The following is an 18,637-nucleotide window of genomic DNA, read 5'->3' on the forward strand; positions in this document are numbered from 1 at the left end:
CGCTTAGTGCTCGCGGGTAGACCGGAAATCAATGCCTGGATAACGCTCTTCGGCCAGATTCAAATTGACCCGGGTCGGCGCCAGATAGGTGAGATGGCCCCCGCCATCGATGGCGATATTGTCGCTGGCCTTGCGTTTGATCTCTTCGATATCCTTGCTGGCCCCTTCAATCCAACGGGCAGTGTTAACGTTCACCGGCTCGTAGATCGCCTCCACTTTGTATTCATCCTTCAGGCGATAGGCAACCACCTCAAACTGCAGCACGCCCACGGCACCAACCACAATATCGTTGTTGTTGACCGGGAAAAACACCTGGGTGGAACCCTCTTCCGAAAGCTGCTGCAGCCCTTTTTGCAGCGCCTTGGTTTTGAGTGGATCTTTCAAGCGTATGCGGCGGAACAGCTCCGGCGCAAAGTGCGGAATACCGGTGAATTTCAGCTCTTCGCCCTGGCTAAAGGTGTCGCCAATCTGAATGGTACCGTGGTTGTGCAGGCCGATAATATCGCCCGACACCGCCTCTTCCACAGAGCTGCGATCGCCGGCCAGAAAGGTAACGGCATCGGCAATTTTTACATCCTTGCCGATTCGCACATGGCGCATCTTCATGCCTTGGGTGTAGCTGCCGGAACAGATACGCATAAAAGCGATACGGTCCCGGTGTTTAGGGTCCATGTTGGCTTGAATCTTAAAGACAAAACCTGAGAAATTGGCCTCGGTGGGTTCAACCTGACGGGCATTGGTCTGCCGGGGCAGAGGCGCCGGGGCCCACTCCACAAAACCATCCAACATTTCGCGCACCCCGAAATTGCCCAAGGCGGTACCAAAGAAGACCGGCGTCAGGCGCCCGGCCAGGTACTCCTCCTGGTCGAACTGGTGGGTGGCGCCGCGCACCAGTTCGATCTCTTCCCGGGCGTCGTCTGCGTAGGAGCCCATCAGCTTGTCGAACTCGGGGCTGTCCAGACCCTGTATGCGGATATCGTCATTGATGGTGTGACCCATACCCGCCTGGTAGACGTGCACGGTATCGGTGTAGAAGTTGTAAACCCCTTTGAACTCCTTACCCATGCCCAGTGGCCAGTTGATGGGCGCGGCGGCGATTTTGAGTACATCCTCGATCTCATCCATCACCTCAACCGGGTCGCGGATATCGCGGTCCATCTTGTTGATAAACGAGAGGATGGGAGTATCGCGCAGGCGGCAGACCTCCATCAGCTTGATGGTGCGGTCCTCCACACCCTTGGCGCCGTCGATCACCATCAACACCGAGTCGACCGCGGTCAGCGTACGGTAGGTATCTTCAGAAAAGTCTTCGTGCCCCGGGGTATCAAGCAGGTTCACCGTGCGCCCTTTATAAGGGAACTGCATCACCGACGAGGTAACCGAAATACCCCGCTCCTGCTCCATAGTCATCCAGTCAGACTTGGCATGGGGGCCGCGCTTGCCCTTCACCGAACCCGCCAGCTGAATGGCATTGCCGAACAGCAATAGCTTTTCGGTCATGGTGGTTTTACCGGCGTCGGGGTGGCTGATAATGGCGAAGGTGCGCCGTTGATTTACTTCCTGGATAAAACTGGCTTCAGACATACCTATGGATCCAAACTGGGAGCGGGCCGGGTGCCAGGAGTACCGGGGCTGTAGAAACCAGCCGGGGCGTTGGCGGCAGCCAACCAAATAGCCGCGCATTATACTGGCTAACTCCGCCAATCACACCCTCGCCGCACACTGCCACCGACAGCCATGAATCAGGCCGCCTCTTATTGGCGGCCGAGGCGATTCGGCATTGGCAGCACAGCCGCACTGGCCGATAATCATCCGGCCCCCAGTCAGCCAAACCAGGCCACCGCTGGGGCTGCAACGACTCCTGGCATCGTTACCCAAAGCTGCCACAAACGGCAAAACAACAGCGAGGTGCGCCTGTGCTCGGCATCAACGATATCTGGCTCTTTATTGGCTCGGGGATTGTGCTCAACATCCTGCCCGGCCCCGATTCACTGTTTGTGATCAGCCGCAGCGCCAGCCAGGGCTTTAAGGCGGGCTCGGCGGCGACCCTGGGCATCGGCAGCGGCATCATCGTGCATGTACTGATTGCCGCGTTTGGCCTCTCGGCGCTGCTGGCCGCCTCGTCGCTGGCGTTCACGGTCGTCAAATACCTGGGGGCGCTCTACCTGCTCTACATGGCGATGACTCTGATTATCAGCCGCGGTAAGCCAAGCGAGGGGGCCGTGGCCACACCACTGCCAACTCCGCTGAGGGTGATCTACCGGCAGGGCTTTTTCACCAATGTGCTCAACCCCAAGGTTGCCCTCTTTTTTCTCGCCTTTGTGCCGCAGTTTATCGAGCCGGAGTCCGCCAATAAGGCACTGGCATTTATCGTCTTGGGGATGATCTTTAACTGCAGCGGTATGCTCTGGTGCCACCTGTTGGCCTGGACCAGCGCCTCGGCCAGCCGGCGATTAAAGGCAAGTGGCCATGTGAGCCGCTGGCTGAACCGGGCCGGTGGAGCCCTGTTTGCCTATTTTGGTATTAAACTCGCCCTGAGCAGCCAAATTTAACAATCCTGCCAGTAGCCGCTGGCGCCACTGCGCGGTAGCGTAGGCAGCTGTTTAAGCGTTCGAAGAGAAGTTTTGAAAGAGGTCCCAAGCAAAGGCCGGCAAGCGCAAACACCCTTGCCGGCCTGCACGCCCCGCGCGTTAAACCCGCCAAGATAGAATTTGCATCAAGGTACACATAGCAACGCGGCAGGGGCCGAAGATTTCACTCCCATTTCATCGGGTGCCCATCATGCTCAGACCAACTGCACTACACCTGTTACTGACACTCTCCCTGTTCGTCCTGCCCGTGTTCACAGCCGTTGGGGATCTCGCGGCCCAAGAGTCTCCGGATAAAAGCTTCTCACCCAATCAGACCAGCGCGTCGCTGTTAATCCATTATGCGGAATCGATGAAGAACCAGGCCGCCCCCGAGCAGAAGCCGGAGGCGGAACGGCGCTATCTGCTGGCGATGGATGTCTATATCAAAGCCCGCAGCTACGCCATTTTGAATAAGTGCTTTTTCTGGCTATCGCTGATGGCCGGCATTGCCGTGTTGCTGTGGCCCTCGCTGACGGTGATATTTAAGGAGCGGCTCGACAAGTGGGAGTGGATAAAATCCGCCACGGTACAGACCACTGTCACCGGCATTGCCGCTTTAATGTTTGCCTTCTACTCCCAGTACAAAGATAAACAGACCTACGCCGAAACCTTGATGCGCTATGTGATCTACTCCAATAAGCCGGTTGCGGAGTTGTCTGTCGAGGTATCGGAAGAGCTGGCCAAGATCGATCGCGGCTTCAGTTTTAACAATATCATCAACGCTTCCGGCGCTGACGAGTAATACCGGCGCTAATCACCAGTGGCTGTTGCCGATTCAGCTTCCAGCACAGCACCCGGCCGGCTCTCCGTCGGCCACTCTGCGCTGTGAGCCACCACCGTGGTCAGTGCCCGCTGCCAAAACGCCGGGTTATCGGCCAACATTTTAATGTTAAAACTCTCCGAAGCGCGGAACTCCAACACCTCCACCCCCTTGGCCCCGGCCACATAGCTGTAGGGAACATCGGCACCCACAAAAAAGCCATCCCCCACCTGCAGCTCTTCGTGGCCAATTTTCAACGAGCCGCCCACCACATAGTAGAGACAATCGGAATTGTGGCTGTGGCGCGGCAGTGGGTAGCCGCTTTTAAACCAGACATAGGTGAGGCTCATACCACCACCGGCAAACAGCAGACGATTCTCATGGCCATGCTCCATACCGGCAGCGATCAACTCTCCTGCGCCCGCGGCGGCCACCTCCGACAGAGGCTCATAGCTCATTATCGGAATGCCGGCGGCCGGGTCGGCCTCCGCTTTGCGAAAGATACGAAATTTCTCCTTACGCCCGGTTGTACCGATTTGATCCGTTGCCATGCAGCCCCCTATTGCGTGCAAGTAAAGTGTTACTCACTTTTTTAATTATTGATCGGTAATTACTTGAATAGGCTTGGCGGACACTGCCGCCGACCAGCCAAGCTTCACTAAATAGAGTGTCAATTGCAACAGTGAGGTAGTGCCCCGGCAACCATCGCCTGGCGGTTGCTGAAGCCCACATCGGCCATGCCCGGCCAGCCCCTTACCGCGGTAGTTGTCTGAAAATGCCTCCGGTCCGTCCAACGCCTGTAGCACCGGGCCGAGCGATACCTTGGCGGCCGCACGGCAGAATTGATCCCACCAATGCCAGGATTTGCCACATTCTCGACCAGACAGCCTGCTATGCTATAGCAGGCAGTTAACCGGTACAGCCGCGTGCAACGACACTTGTCAGTGCAGTCAGACCGCCCAGGTAGCGCAATTCAGGTATTGCCTTCCAGGCAGGGAAATTCATAAGAGACTCAAGGAACCACTATGAAGAAGGTACTCCTCCTTCCATTCAAACTGTTGGCATTTTTTGTCGGCTCCTGGAATTTACCACCCTGGCTGCGCCTGTTACTGCGCTCTGTCCGCCGCCACAATCTTGCTTCAGGCCTTTTTAGCGTGCTGGTGCTGACCGGCGTGGTCGCTTACCTCTACTACCAATCACTGCCCAAGCCCATTCTGGTGGCGGTGCACACTTCAGAGATTGAACCCACCCCCAACTACCCCGGGGCCGAACCCAGTGCTCTCTACCTGGAGTTCAACTACGATTTCAGCTTACTCAAGCCAGAACAACCCCGCCCGGAGGGCGACCCCTCCGTGGCCCGTATCGACCTGGTCGGGGAGGAGGTGGTCTCCGGTATCAGCCTCTCTCCCGCCAAAGCTGGTCACTGGTACTGGCTGGGTGATCGTACTCTGGAGTTCGTACCGGAAACCGACTGGCCAGCCGGCACCGAATACGAAGTGGAGTTTGATCCTGCTGTATTTACCCCCGACACCGAGTTAAACGGCGAGCCGGTGCTGGTCAGCACGCCGGAGATGAGCGCAGAATTTATCCAGATGGAGTTCTACCAGGATCCTACCGAAGAGTCGGTGCGACGGGTGGTGGCCACCATCGCCTTCAGCCATCCGGTGGACAAAGCCTCGCTGGAGTCACACCTGAAGATGACTATGCGCCCCAGCGACGAGACCATCGACCGCAAACCCACCACCTACCACTTTACGGTGAGCTACGACGAGCAGAACCGGGAGGCCTATATTCAGTCCGAGCCGGTAACCCTGCCAGAGCAAACCAACTACATGAGCCTGGCTATTGAGCCCGGTGTGCAATCGCTGTTGGGTGGCGCCGGCACACGCCAGATTGAGTTGGAAAAAGTGGTGGTGCCGGATCTCTTCAGTTTTCTCACTGTGAATGCCAGCGCCGACATTGTGCGCAACACCAAGGATGAGCCCGAGCAGATAATCACCCTGGAATTTACCGATGCCATCACACGCACGGAGCTGCTCAATAAGCTGGCGATTTATCTGTTGCCCAAAGAGCACGAGGATGGCAACCGCGCCTACTGGCGCAGCCCGCGGGAGGTGACCGACGCAGTGCTTACACGCGGCCAAAAGCTGGAGTTTACCCTGCTCGAAACAGCGCGCGACTCCGCCAAGCAGTACAACCTAAAAATCGAAGCGCCCGAATATCGCCAGCTCTACCTGAAAATCGACAGCGGCCTGCGCTCGGTTAACAACTTTGTGCACGCCTCGTTTTACGACGACCTGCTCTCCACCCCCAACTATCCGCAGGAGGTGACCATTGCCGGCGAGGGTTCGGTGCTGAGCAACTCCGGTGAGCACAGCATCAGCCTGATCACCCGGGGCGTGCCCGCCATCAAATACTCGATTGGCCGCCTGCTGGATGGACAGATCAGCCACCTGGTCAGCCAAACCTACGGTGACATCAACAACCCCGATTTCAATAATTGGAATTTTAATCCGGAAAATATCGCCAGCTTCGACACGAAAATTGTGCGGCTGAGCCCCAAGCACCCCAAAGAGGCCAACTACGCCGCGCTTGATCTAAGCCCTTACCTGGCCAAAGAGCGCAACCGGTTCGGCCTCTTTTTTGTCACCGCCACCGGTTACAACCAGACCAACGAGCAAGAGATCTACAACGCCCGCGATCAACGCCTGGTATTGATCACCGACTTAGGATTAATTGTTAAAGATAACGCCGACCAGAGCCACGATATCTATGTACAGTCGATCGCCAGTGGCGCCCCGGTGGCGGCGGCTAAGGTGCAGCTGTTGGGTAAAAACGGCCTGCCGGTGTTCAGCGCGCAAACCGACAGCAGCGGCCACCTGCATATTCCCGCAACCGACGGCCTGCAGGATGAAAAATTCCCCACCGTCTACCTGGTAACCAAAGAGGGCGACACCTCGTTTATTCCCTTCGAGCGCTACACCCGCCAAATAAATCTGTCGCGCTTCGATATTGGCGGTGAACACTCCAACGACTATTACGACGACTCGCTCAACGCCTATCTCTTCAGCGACCGCGGCATCTACCGCCCGGGCGAAGCGGCCAACCTGGGCATCATCGTCAAGCAGGCGAACCTGGCCAATGTGGAGCGAATTCCAGTGGAGTTGGCCATTCGCGGGCCGCGCGGCAACCAGGTAAAGGTGCACCGCTTCAAACTGCCGGCCAAAGGCTTTGCAGAATTTCAGTTCCCCACCAGCGCCACCACAGAGACCGGAGACTACAGTGCCGCGCTCTACCTGGTGCGCGACAACCGCTACCGCGGCCGGCAGCTGGGTTACGTTGATTTCTCTGTGGAGGAGTTCCAACCAGACACACTGAAAATTACCAGCGAACTGCAAAATGTTGGCGAGCGCGGCTGGTCAACAGCGGCCAAAATCACCGCGCAAACCCAACTGCAGAACCTGTTCGGCAGCCCCGCCCAGGAGCGCACCATGCTGGCCAACCTCAGTGTACAGCCGTTTAATTTTAAATTTGCCGAATACAGCAGCTACCACTTTACCGATCCCTTTTTCGATAAAGATCGCGAACCGCTCTCGATTGATACCGAGTTGCCGGAGCAGAAAACCGATGCCGATGGCCTGGCTCAGTTTGAACTGGATCTCTCCCGTTTCGACCAAGGCACCTACCTGTTGAACTTTACCGCTGAGGGCTTCGACCAGGATGGTGGCCGCAGTGTCTTTGCCAGCAATCGCGCGCTGGTCTCGCCACTGGCGCAATTGGTTGGCTATCAGGCTGATGGCAAGCTCGATTACATCAATGCCGACAGTACCCGTACGGTCAGTTTTATCGCCATCGATAACACACTGGCGCCAATTGATGCCGGTGATTTAACACTCACCGTAATTCAACAGGAGCCCATCTCCACCCTGGTACGGCAGCGCAATGGCACCTATGAATACCAAACCGTAGTGCGGAAGAAGGTCATCAACAGCCAAGCCTTCACCATTGCCAAAGCCGGTACCGAGCTCAAGCTCGACACCCACACACCCGGCGACTATTGGCTCGAGGTAACCGACAGCAAACAACAGCGGCTGGCACGTGTGCCCTACAGTGTGGTGGGCTTTGCCAACCTGGCCGGCACTATCGATAAATCTGCCGAGTTACAGCTGAAGCTGAATAAAAGCGACTACAAACCAGGCGAAACTATTGAGATGAACATCAAAGCTCCCTACGCCGGGGCCGGGTTGATCACACTCGAGAGCGACCACGTCATCAGCCACCAGTGGTTTAAAACAGCCACCGAAAGCAGCCTGCAGTCCATTAAAATTCCAGAGACACTCGAAGGCAATGCCTACGTCAATGTCGCCTTTGTGCGGGCACCGGATTCCGAGGAGATTTTTACCAGCCCGCTCAGCTACGCGGTGGAGCCCTTCTCCATTGATAAGAGCCGCCGCCGGGTGGAGATCGAATTAACGCACGACAAAATCGTGCGCCCGGGCAAGCCGATGGCCATTCACTACCAAACCAATCAACCGGCCAGAATCGCCCTGTTTGCAGTGGACGTGGGTATTTTGCAGGTGGCCGGTGTGCACACCCCAGACCCACTTGGCCACTTTTTGAAAAAACGGGCCCTGGATGTGACGACCCAACAGATTTTGGACTTGATTCTGCCGGAGGTCTCCATTCAGCGCCGGCTCTCCGCCAGTGGTGGTGACATGATGATGGCCGAGGCGCTCGCCAAAAATCTCAATCCATTTGCCCGCAAAACCGATGCCCCGGCAGTCTATTGGTCGGGCATTGTCGATGCCGATAGCGAAGAGCGCAGCGTCAGCTTTACTGTGCCCAACACCTTTGCCGGCCAGCTGAAAGTAATGGCCGTGGCCGTCGCCGATGACGCGGTCGGTTCCGCCAGCTCCACCGCGCTGGTACGCGGCCCGTTTGTCATTTCACCCAATGTGCTCACCCAGGCCGCACCTGGCGATCAATTTAAAGTGACGGTCGGGGTCGCCAATATTATTGAGGGCTCGGGTAAAGATGCCCAAATTGAGGTGGCAGTGAGCAGCTCGGAGCATTTGGCCATTGTTGGCGATAGCCGTGCGCAACTGACCATTGGTGAGGGCGATGAGGGAAGCTTTAGCTTTATGGTGCGTGCCACCGACAAGCTCGGTGCCGCCACCCTCACCCTGACCGCCCGCCACGGCCAGGAGGAGGCCACACGCAGTGTCAGCCTGAGCGTGCGCCCGGCCATCCCCTACTACGCCAGTTTCGACAGCGGCTTCAGCGATAAGCACAAGGTGGAGCTGCCACTGACACGCCAGCTGCTGCCCGAGCTAGCCGACCAGTCGGTGGCAGCCTCGGCCAGCCCGCTGGTGCTGGTGGATGGTTTAACCCGCTACCTGGAACACTACCCCCACGGCTGTACCGAGCAGGTGGTGAGCCAGGTATTCCCGTTAATGGCACTGCTCTCCCACCCGGGCTATCGCGCACAACAGGCCGAGGTACGTCAGCACTTCGATCAACTGATCACCCGGCTGCGCGAGCGCCAAACCGCCGATGGTGGCTTTGCCCTCTGGCCCGGCCTCACCGAAGCGGCCGACTACCCGTCGATCTACGCGCTCCACTTTTTGCTGGATGCCTCGGAACAGGGCTACCCGGTGCCGGCCGATATCCTGAGCCGCGGCCAACGCTATCTCAGCCGCTTTGCCAGCGAGCCAAGCCATAGCCAACAGCAGGCCCGCAACCGCGCCAACGCCATCTACCTGTTGACGCGTATGGGTGAGGTGACCACCAACTCACTGGTCGACCTGGAAGAGACGCTCAAAGATCAGAACCCCAAAGCTTGGCACCAGGATATTACCGCCGTTTACATGGCGGCCACCTACCAGATGCTGCAGATGGGCGACGAGGCCGAGCGCCTGGTGAAGGCCTATCGACCCAAAGCGCCCTACCCGGCCACAGACGACTACCACTCGCCGTTGGCAATCGACGCGCAGTATGTCTACCTGCTGGCCAAACACTTTGAAAAAGAGGCCGCCGGGCTGGATGGGGAATTTATTGAGCAGCTCACCGGTAAAATCTTTAAAGGTGACTACAACACCATCTCCTCGGCCTATGCCATATTGGCGTTGAGTGCCTATGGCAAAATCAGCGGCGCCGAAGCCACCGATGCGGCCATTCGCTTTTTGGCCACCAACGCCGCCGGCGAGCAACAGTCGCTCACCACCCTGCCCACCCCCTTCAGCCATGCGCTGCTTGGCAATGGCCTAAAATCGGTGGCGGTCGATGGCGACAGCTCGCTCTTCTACCTGGTCAATCAACACGGTTTTGATCAACAACTGCCCACCAGCGACCTGCGCCAGGGATTGGAGATCAGCCGCCAATATTTTGATGACGCCGGCAATGAAGTGCATGAGTTCAAGCAGGGCCGCGAGCTCAACGTTAAGGTGAAAATTCGAGCCTTAACCGAGCAGCCGTTAAGCAATGTGGCGGTGATTGATCTGCTGCCGGGCGGCTTTGAAATTATCCGCAGCTCCGTGCCCCGCAAAACCATGGGCTGGCGCGCCGACTATGTCGACGTGCGAGAAGACCGGGTGGTGTTTTACGGCAGCTTTGATCGCACCGTACGGGAGCTGACCTACCGGGTGAAACTGACCGCCGCCGGGCAGTTTGTGGTGCCACCGGCCTACGCCGAAGCCATGTACGACCGCAGCGTGCGCGCCTACACCGCCGCCGGGCAATTTACGGTAACGGCCTCACAATGAGGCGCACACTGACAATCACCGCGCGGGTTACGGCGGTGATTGCCGTACTGCTTTTCCTCAGCTGGCTGTTCTGCCCAACTCCGGAGTTAAAGCACTATGTGCCCTACTCCAAAGCCTACCTGGATAGCTCCGGCCAGCTGCTGCAACTCACCCTGGCCCAGGATGAGCGCTATCGCATCTACACGCCCCTGGCGAAGATCAGCCCTGAGTTTGTTGAAGCCACCCTGCTCTACGAGGATCAGCACTTCTACCAACACCCCGGAGTCGATTTTCCAGCCCTGGCCCGGGCCTTTTATGCCACCTATATCGATCGCCATCGCCGGGTGGGCGCCTCCACCATCACCATGCAGGTGGCGCGCCTGCGCTGGGGCATCGCCTCCAATACCGGCCTGGGCAAGGTAGAACAGATAGTGCGGGCACTGCAGCTCTCCCGCCACTACTCCAAGCAGGAGATTCTGGAAGCCTACCTGAACCTCGCGCCCTACGGCGGCAACATCGAAGGCATAGGCGCCGCCAGCCTGATCTACTTTGGCAAACCCGCCGCCCAGCTCAATTTGGTGGAAGCGCTAACCCTGGCAGTGGTGCCGCAAAACCCCAATCAGCGCGCCCCCACTAAAAAGAACCAGCAGCCGCTGTTGGCCGCCCGCGAGCGCCTCTGGCAGCGCTGGCAGGAGCAGCACCCGGAGTCGGTGGCCCGCGCCAAATATTTTCAGCTGCCTCTGGCCGTAACCGGCCCCCAGGCGCTGCCCTTCAAAGCGCCCCATTTCATCAACTACCTGCAGTCGCAACTGCCCTATTGGGATAGCGGCCTGATCACCACCACCCTCAACCTGGGCCAGCAACAGAAGCTTGGCCAGGTGCTGGCCGACTACGTGGTCGCCAAAGGCAACAGCGGTATCCACAACGCCAGCGCCCTATTAATCAATTACCAGACCATGGCGATTGAGGCGATGGTGGGCTCCGCCGACTTCTTTAACAACGCCATCCAGGGGCAGGTGAACGGCACCACCGCCAAGCGCTCACCCGGCTCGGCGCTGAAACCCTTCGTCTACGCTCTGGCCATGGACGAGGGGCTGATCCACCCGGAGAGCCTGCTGAAAGATGCCCCCAGGCAGTACGGTGGCTTCACCCCGGAGAATTACGACAAGCAGTTCCTGGGCCCCATCAGTGCCCGGCGGGCGCTGATTGAGAGCCGCAACGTGCCGGCGGTAACGCTGCAGGCCGAACTGCAAAACCGCAGCTTTTATCAACTATTGCACGACGCCGGCGTAGAGGGCCTGCAACCGGCCGAGCACTACGGCCTGGCCCTGGCCCTCGGCGGCGGTGAGGTGACTGCGCTGGAGCTGGCCGGGCTCTACGCCATGCTTGCCAATGGCGGGGACTACAGCCAACCCCGGCTGTTGGCCAACGCAGAGCGCGCGCCAGCGCGGCGGCTGCTCAGCCGGGAGGCGAGTTACCTGACCCTCGATATTTTGAAAGACAACCCCGCCCCCGGCAGTTTGGCGATCGACAGTGAGCGGGCGCACAACCAGGTAGCCTGGAAAACCGGCACCTCCTGGGCCTTTCGCGATGCCTGGGCGGTGGGAGTCTCAGGCCCCTATGTATTGGCCGTGTGGGTGGGTAATTTTGACGGCAGTGGCAACCAATCCTTTATTGGCCGCACCGCCGCCGGGCCGCTGCTCTTTAAATTGTTCAATGCCCTGCAACCCGGGCCCGGCTGGCAGGTGAGCGATGCCTTCAATATGAGCGGCCTCAACATCAAGCAACTGCAGGTCTGCGCCGACACCGGCGATCTCTACCAGAAGTACTGCCCACAGGCGAAATCGGCCTGGTTTATTCCCGGCGTCTCGCCCATCAAGCTCTCCAATATCTACCGGCCGGTGGCCATCAACCCCAAAACCGGCAAGCGCGCCTGTTGGCAGAGCAGCGAGGCGAGTGAGCTCAAGGTTTATGCCTTCTGGCCCTCGGACCTGGTGGCCATCTTTAATCAGGCCGGCATCTCCTTTCAGGCACCGCCACCGTTCGACAGCGACTGCCAACTGGACCAGACCAGCGCCGGTGGCCAAGCGCCCATTATCGTTTCGCCGCGCCCATCCCTGGACTACATCGTGCGCCTGTCGGACGAGCAGCCAACCGCCATTCCGCTAACCGCCACCGTCGATGGCGATGTCGAGCAGGTGCACTGGTTTATTGACGATGCCTACTTTGGTTCGGGCAAAAAAAATGAGACGCTGTTTTGGCAGGGGCAACCGGGCAGTTATCAGATTACCGTGGTCGATGACCTGGGCCGCAGCGCCAGCCACAAGGTACAGCTGAAGGCCGACCGCTAGCCATTGCTCAAATGCCAGCCTGCTAACGCGGCTGGAGAGCCGGCCCGCTTTGTATTATTCTCTGCGGCCGGATAACCCATCGAATCGGGTTCATTAAACACGAGCATTGGAAACAGGTATGAAACAGATCGCCGCTTTAACCCTCCTCACCCTCACCGCACTGCTTGCCGCTTGCCAACCCGAAGTCGGCAGCGACGCCTGGTGCAAGAAAATGGCCGACAAGCCCTCCGGCGACTGGACAGCCAATGAAGCGGCGGATTACACCAAGTACTGTATTTTTAAAGCCAGCAAAGACTAATTTGACCCTAGCCCGCTGTTGAGCAATTAAACCCATGACCCCGGCTATCAACCTCGCCAAAAAATTCAATATTGCCTATCAGGTGCACGAATACGTACACGATGCCAATGCCGAATCGTACGGTGAGGAGGCGGCGCAAAAGCTCGGGCTGGACAAAGCCCGGGTTTTTAAAACCCTGGTGGTGGCCAATGACAACAAGCAGCTGGCCGTGGCGGTGGTACCCGTGGCCGGGCAGTTGGACCTGAAAAAAATGGCCAAGGCCCTGGGCTGCAAAAAAGTGGCCATGGCCGATAAAAAACTGGTGGAGAAGAGCAGCGGTTACGTGCTTGGCGGCGTCAGCCCACTGGGCCAGAAAAAATTGCTGCCCACCGTGCTCGACAGCAGCGCTAACGACTTCCCCACCATCTACGTCAGTGCCGGCCGGCGCGGGCTGGAGATTGAACTCGCGGCCAACGACCTGCTGACGCTTACCCGCGGAAGCCTGGGCGAGATCGGCCGTTAACAGCTCCCTGCGCAACGCCACCACCCCTCTTTAGCCGTTCGGGAAATAACACGAACTCCGCTAATAGCATTACTCCGTTTGGCTTTCGCATTATTCCGGTTACAGCCCCAACCTGAGCAATGGCGTCACACAAAATTAATTACAACTGCTCCGCCATTAACAGGAAGTGGTACTCTCTTCGCCATCTGTGCACAGTGCTACTAACCGTTATTCAATAATAAATCCGTGCCCCGGTGGCAGCCGAACGCAATCAAGGCGGAGGAGAAGAGCATGCTCAAGATCGCAACCTTTAATGTGGAAAATCTGGACGATAAACCCGACGGCAAAAACCCCATTCTGGCTGAGCGGGCTCCGGTGCTGCGGCGTAATTTGCTGCGCCTTGATGCCGACATTCTCTGCCTGCAGGAGGTGCACGCCCAAGAGCTGCCCGAGCACACCTCCAGCAACCCCAAGCGCAACTTTGCCGCCTTGGACGAGGTGCTCAGCGGTACCCGCTACCAAAATTATTTAAAGGCGCACACGGTCACCAGCAGTAACACCCCCTACGATGTGCGCAACCTGCTGGTGTTGGTGAACCCGCTGTTTGGCCTCGATTTTAATCAGTACCGCAATTCGGTGATCGATACCCTGCAGTACCGAAAGGTGACCGCCCAACCCGGCGAAGATGACGCCAAAGAGGTGACCTGGGAACGCCCCATTCTGCATGCCCAGGTGACGGTGCCAGACTTGGGGCTGGTACATATTCTTAATCTGCATCTGAAATCCCGCCTGGCCTCCAACATCCCCGGCCAAAAACTGGGCTTCCATTGGCGAAGCGCCGCCGGCTGGGCCGAAGGTTACTTCCTCTCCTCCATCAAACGGGTGGGCCAGGCGCTGGAAGCCCGCATTCTGCTGGACCAGCTCTTCACGCAGGACCCGAATGCCAAAATTATTGTCTGTGGGGATTTTAATTCCGAGCCCGGCGAGGTGCCGGTGGAGGCTATTTGTGGCCGGGTGGAGAACACCGACAATCCGGATTTGCGTCATACGGTGCTGGTGCCCTGCAGCCTCGGCATTGCCGAGTCAATCCGCTACTCGCACCTGCACCAGGGCCGGGGTAATTTGCTGGACCATATGCTGATCTCCCAGGCGCTGCTGCCCTATTTTCACAGCGCCCACATTCACAACGAAAATCTGCACGATGAGAGCCTGCCGTTTGCCTCCGACCGAAAATACCCGGAGTCCGACCATGCGCCTTTTTTAGCGGAATTTAATGTCTAGCGGATTCCGGTCGCCATTAACTAGGGATATGCCGCATCAGCAAACCGTAGTTGAGCGCCTCATTAATTTCTTTTAAGCGTTTATCTTTTTCATTGATTACGCATATTAAGGAATTGTTTGAGCGCAAATAGATTCCGCAGTAGAGTGGCATGGCAGCCTCCAATGAGTTGTTTTGGTCGACGATCATTGTACGTCTCACTCACAGAAAGGCACGTGACTGGGGTGAGGTCGCCTTATGTTTATCAGGCCTTACATTCACATATGTCAAATGTAAGGCCTGCCCCCAAAGACATGTCCTATTTTGATTCCCCATAGACTTGCTTGCATTCTTTGTAACTTATTCCTCAACTTGTATAAATGCCTCACCGCTTCTTTCGAATGCCACCGGTTGTTCATGGCGCAAATAACTTGCAACAGATGGATCTAATTCAACTATTGTAGAAACGTTATACATCATAAAATTTTGCGGATCATCAGCAAACTCTTGGGATTCATCTCCAGAAAAAAATCGCCATCCACTATCATTTTCGTTATCAGGCTCTTCTCGATAGAAATAACCAACTGGTTTTCCTGACAACACAATCTCGCTGCTTATTATCACATAGCCAATTTTCATATTTTCCACCGCGAATTATTCTTCGTACCGATGACTGCGATTGCTTGATCTATCTTCTAGATGATACAGGTCGGGATTATTCTCAGCTTCAATAACCTCCCTCCGAGTACTTCCCCGTTCTTCATGCATCACCGCACGCTTTCGCCATTCCTGCCCAGGCTTATGTCCAACATCAATCTCCCCTGGTTTAAGCGGATCGCCTGAATGTGGATCGACCATTTCTCCATTGGCGTTCTTGGGTTGATTTGCATCTATCTGCTCACGAGTTGACTTCCGCAGTTTTACTCTGTTTTTAGTCGCACTCTTTGCAACATCCCCACCACCAATCGAACAATTATGCACCAAAACATTCCGCTCAGTAACATAATAAGTATGGAAATCCGCAACAGTAAAGTTATAAGTTAAATCCTGCCGCTCTTCATCAACCACAGAGACGACGACCATAGGCCCATCGCCATCGGTCTCAATACGATCACCAACTTCCAACTCAATAGTAGCTTTCCAACCCTGCCCCACCACATAAAACGGGTGATCATCCGTAGCTTCGATTTTCTGTTCAAAACCGTCACCACCTAGCAGGTTAATCTCATAGATACCGCGGCCCGGCTCTATAAAGATTTTGGTAACCGGCTTCCAATCCTGTTCGCCAGTCTCCACATTTTTCGCCCAGAGTTTTTCACCAAGCACCACATCTTCGATACTATTGGATAGGCAGAACTATGTCCGGGCAGACAGGATTATTCATTTTCGAAAATGGAAAAATGAAAATGGCGGACTGACACTTCACTTTTCATAGCGATAATCAAACAGAGAAAGCCCAAAAGCGATAGCGAGGGGCTAGCAAGCGATAGCGAGAGATCTGGGAGCGATAGCACAAGGTCAAGGAGCGATAGCATGGGCCACTGACGATAGCATGGCTCACTGGAAGATAGCCTGGGGGCATAGCGGTAAAAGGCTAGCAGGTGGCTCTGTTGTGGCTAAAAGAATCCGCAGCACTCATTAGCTGATGCGCTTCACAAATCAAGCGTTACAGAGGCAGATGAACAGAAGACCATTTAGCCCTGTGAGATGGATGAGCAGAGCATTGATCAGCCTATGACCCTTTGTACTTACAACTGATTAGGCAGGTGCCGCATTAGCAAGCCGTAGTTGAGTGCGTCGTCACTTAGCTCGGCGATTTGCGGCAGCGCCAGCTGCACTACATGGCCCGAACCCGGCGCCACCTCTATCGGCTCACCGGCGCTGTTGCACAGCTCAAATTGGGAAAAGGTGTAGTTGCCCGCTGGCGTAACCAGTTGCATCTCATCGCCCAAACAGAAACGGTTTTTGACATCGATGGTGAGGCTGTTGTGGGCACGGTTGATGGCGGTGACCTCGCCCACAAACTGCTGCGCAGTGTTGGCCGATACCCCCTGCTCATAATTTTGATATTCGCTGGGTACATGGCGACGATAGAAGCCCTCGGTGTAGCCGCGATTGGCCAGGTGCTCCAGCTCCGCCATCCAGTTCATATCGAAGCCATCGCCGCGCAGCGCGGCATCAATCGCCGCTCGATAGACTTGGGCGGTGCGCGCCACGTAGTAGTGGGATTTGGTGCGCCCCTCGATTTTCAGGCTCTCCACACCGATCTCCACCAACCGCTGTACATGTTGCACCGCGCGCAGATCTTTGGAGTTCATGATGTAGGTGCCGTGCTCATCTTCGTAGGCGGGCAGGTACTCACCCGGGCGGCTCTTCTCCTGCAGCAACACCGCCGGCACTTCGCTCTCCGGCAACCAGTGCTCGGCGTCAACGGCAATCAGATCGCCGGTCTCGTTCTCCTGCGCCTCGTGCACGTTGTAGTGCCAGCGGCAGCTGTTGGTGCAAGCGCCCTGGTTGGAGTCGCGGTGGGTCATGTAGCCACTGAGTAAACAACGGCCGGAATAGGCGATGCAGAGGGCGCCGTGGACAAACACCTCCAGCTCCACATCCGGGCACTGCTGGCGAATCTCGGCCACCTCATCCAGGGAGAGCTCGCGGGAGAGGATCACCCGGCGAATACCCTGGTTGGCCCAGAAGCGGACGGTGGCGTAGTTAACGGCATTGGCCTGCACGCTTAAATGTACCTCCTGTTCCGGCCAGGCCTCGCGCACCAGCATTATCAGCCCCGGGTCGCTCATAATCAGCGCATCCGGGCGCATGGCGATCACCGGCTCCAGGTCGCGCAGATAGCTGCGTACCTTGTCGTTGTGGGGGCTGATATTGGAGGCCAGATAGAACTTCTTGCCCATCTGGTGGGCCTCTTCTATCGCCGAAGCGATATTCTCCAGGCGGTTAAATTCGTTGTTGCGCACCCGCAGGCTGTAGCGTGGCTGGCCGGCGTACACGGCATCGGCACCGTAGGCAAAGGCGTAACGCATGCTTTTCAGGGTGCCCGCGGGGGAGAGAAGTTCGATAGTCATGACGGGAGTATATTAGGGGGCCGGTTAATGGGAGGCGCCGGATTATAGGGGCCACCCAGTCCCCGGACCACGCCTGATTGCCCGGCAGTTGAGCTAGGACAAACGAAGAACATTCTCCGCCGTCAGATCGACAATGCGCTGGCGAGCTTCGGGGCTGATCCAGGCATTGTGCGGTGTGACAATCAGGTTGAGCGACTCATTCAACGCGGCCAATAACGGGTGGCCATCTTTGGGCGGTTCCGCCGGCAGCACATCCACCGCCAGGCCACCCAGGCGCCCCTGCGTCAGCGCGGCCAGGCAGGCCAGCTCATCGATAACACCGCCCCGGGCGCAGTTGATCACCAGGCAGCCGGGCTTTACCTGCGCCAGGGTTTCGCGGTTTAACAGTTGTTGAGTTTGGGGCGTTAGCGGGCAGTGAAAACTGATGACATCCGCCACGGGCAACAGCGAGCCAAAGCTTGGCCGGGAGTCGTTTGTGGCGCCGGGGCGGGCGCAGAATTGCACACGCATGGCAAACGCCTCCGCCAGCTTGGCCACCGCCTGGCCCAGGGTACCGGAGCCCACCAGCAGCAGGTTTTTACCGGCCAGCTGCGTGGTGGGGAATTGCATCAGGCAAAACAGCGGGCTCTGTTGCCAGGCGCCGGCGGCCACCGCCTGTTGATAGCGCGGCAGACGCGCGGCCAGGGCCAGCATCAGCATCAGGGTGTGCTGGGCCACCGTTTGCGTACCGTAATTGACCACATTCATCACCGGAATGCCGAGCTGCTCGGCCGCGGCCACATCCACCACATTGGTGCCGGTGGCCAGCACCAGTATGGCTTTGCGGCCGGCCATCACGCTGGCGGGGATGACCACTTTATTGGTGAGAATCAGCTCGGCATCGCCCAGGTGCTCGAGCAACTGCTCGGGTGTTGTCCCCGGGTAGAGACGCAACTCGGCCACCGCCCTTCGAATGGGGCCGAGATCGATGTCGTCACCGAGGGTGGCGGCATCCAGAAATACCGCTTTAAATCCTGTGTTGCCATTCATGCCGAGCTGT

General features: G+C 57.3%; 13 protein-coding genes. 7 read left to right on the forward strand and 6 right to left on the reverse strand.

Annotated features, from left to right (window positions below):
• Positions 1–3 precede the first annotated feature (3 nt).
• Positions 4–1,584, reverse strand: coding sequence for a peptide chain release factor 3 (locus SBL51_RS11415; protein ID WP_317931058.1), 1,581 nt, complete (start codon positions 1,582–1,584; stop codon positions 4–6).
• Positions 1,585–1,916: 332 nt separating this feature from the next.
• On the opposite strand from SBL51_RS11415, the gene SBL51_RS11420 reads away from it, so the two are divergent.
• On the forward strand, positions 1,917–2,552 hold the full coding sequence (locus SBL51_RS11420) for a LysE family translocator (protein WP_317931059.1): 636 nt from the start codon (positions 1,917–1,919) through the stop codon (positions 2,550–2,552).
• A 229-nt stretch (positions 2,553–2,781) separates the two neighbouring features.
• The gene (locus SBL51_RS11425) at positions 2,782–3,372 is read left to right on the forward strand and encodes a hypothetical protein (protein WP_317931060.1); all 591 of its coding nucleotides are present in this window, start codon (positions 2,782–2,784) and stop codon (positions 3,370–3,372) included.
• A gap of 8 nt (positions 3,373–3,380) precedes the next feature.
• Here SBL51_RS11425 and SBL51_RS11430 read toward each other — a convergent pair whose 3' ends face one another.
• Positions 3,381–3,941 carry a hypothetical protein gene (locus tag SBL51_RS11430; RefSeq protein WP_317931061.1) on the reverse strand — a complete coding sequence of 187 codons (561 nt, stop codon included), beginning with the start codon at positions 3,939–3,941 and terminating at the stop codon, positions 3,381–3,383.
• A 474-nt stretch (positions 3,942–4,415) separates the two neighbouring features.
• Here SBL51_RS11430 and SBL51_RS11435 point away from each other — a divergent pair, with 474 nt between their 5' ends.
• The 5 genes from SBL51_RS11435 to SBL51_RS11455 all read left to right on the forward strand — a co-directional run bounded on the left by SBL51_RS11435 (position 4,416) and on the right by SBL51_RS11455 (position 14,541).
• A complete protein-coding gene (locus SBL51_RS11435; protein ID WP_317931062.1) occupies positions 4,416–10,151 on the forward strand; it encodes an alpha-2-macroglobulin in 5,736 nt (1,911 codons plus the stop codon).
• Positions 10,148–12,481: a penicillin-binding protein 1C gene (pbpC, locus tag SBL51_RS11440; RefSeq protein ID WP_317931063.1), complete on the forward strand. Its 2,334-nt coding sequence runs from the start codon at positions 10,148–10,150 to the stop codon at positions 12,479–12,481. The genes SBL51_RS11435 and pbpC overlap by 4 nt, the downstream gene beginning before the upstream one ends.
• A gap of 118 nt (positions 12,482–12,599) precedes the next feature.
• Complete coding sequence (locus SBL51_RS11445; protein WP_317931064.1) at positions 12,600–12,779, forward strand: DUF3012 domain-containing protein; 180 nt, start codon at positions 12,600–12,602, stop codon at positions 12,777–12,779.
• Positions 12,780–12,813: 34 nt separating this feature from the next.
• Positions 12,814–13,281, forward strand: a complete 468-nt coding sequence (gene ybaK / locus SBL51_RS11450; protein ID WP_317931065.1) for a Cys-tRNA(Pro) deacylase — start codon at positions 12,814–12,816, stop codon at positions 13,279–13,281.
• Between the two features lie 270 nt (positions 13,282–13,551).
• On the forward strand, positions 13,552–14,541 hold the full coding sequence (locus SBL51_RS11455) for an endonuclease/exonuclease/phosphatase family protein (protein ID WP_317931067.1): 990 nt from the start codon (positions 13,552–13,554) through the stop codon (positions 14,539–14,541).
• Positions 14,542–14,878: 337 nt separating this feature from the next.
• Here SBL51_RS11455 and SBL51_RS11460 read toward each other — a convergent pair whose 3' ends face one another.
• The 4 genes from SBL51_RS11460 to SBL51_RS11475 form a co-directional block, all read right to left on the reverse strand.
• Positions 14,879–15,157, reverse strand: a complete 279-nt coding sequence (locus tag SBL51_RS11460) for a DUF2185 domain-containing protein (RefSeq protein ID WP_317931068.1) — start codon at positions 15,155–15,157, stop codon at positions 14,879–14,881.
• Positions 15,158–15,172: 15 nt separating this feature from the next.
• Positions 15,173–15,847, reverse strand: a complete 675-nt coding sequence (locus tag SBL51_RS11465) for a polymorphic toxin-type HINT domain-containing protein (RefSeq protein WP_317931069.1) — start codon at positions 15,845–15,847, stop codon at positions 15,173–15,175.
• A gap of 419 nt (positions 15,848–16,266) precedes the next feature.
• Positions 16,267–17,598, reverse strand: coding sequence for a tRNA 5-hydroxyuridine modification protein YegQ (gene yegQ, locus SBL51_RS11470; RefSeq protein ID WP_317931070.1), 1,332 nt, complete (start codon positions 17,596–17,598; stop codon positions 16,267–16,269).
• A 93-nt stretch (positions 17,599–17,691) separates the two neighbouring features.
• On the reverse strand, positions 17,692–18,627 hold the full coding sequence (locus tag SBL51_RS11475) for a D-2-hydroxyacid dehydrogenase (RefSeq protein WP_317931071.1): 936 nt from the start codon (positions 18,625–18,627) through the stop codon (positions 17,692–17,694).
• Between the last annotated feature and the right edge of the window lie 10 nt (positions 18,628–18,637).

The sequence above is a fragment of the Halioxenophilus sp. WMMB6 genome, from assembly GCF_033283405.1.
In the GTDB taxonomy this organism is placed as follows: Bacteria; Pseudomonadota; Gammaproteobacteria; order Pseudomonadales; family Cellvibrionaceae; genus Halioxenophilus.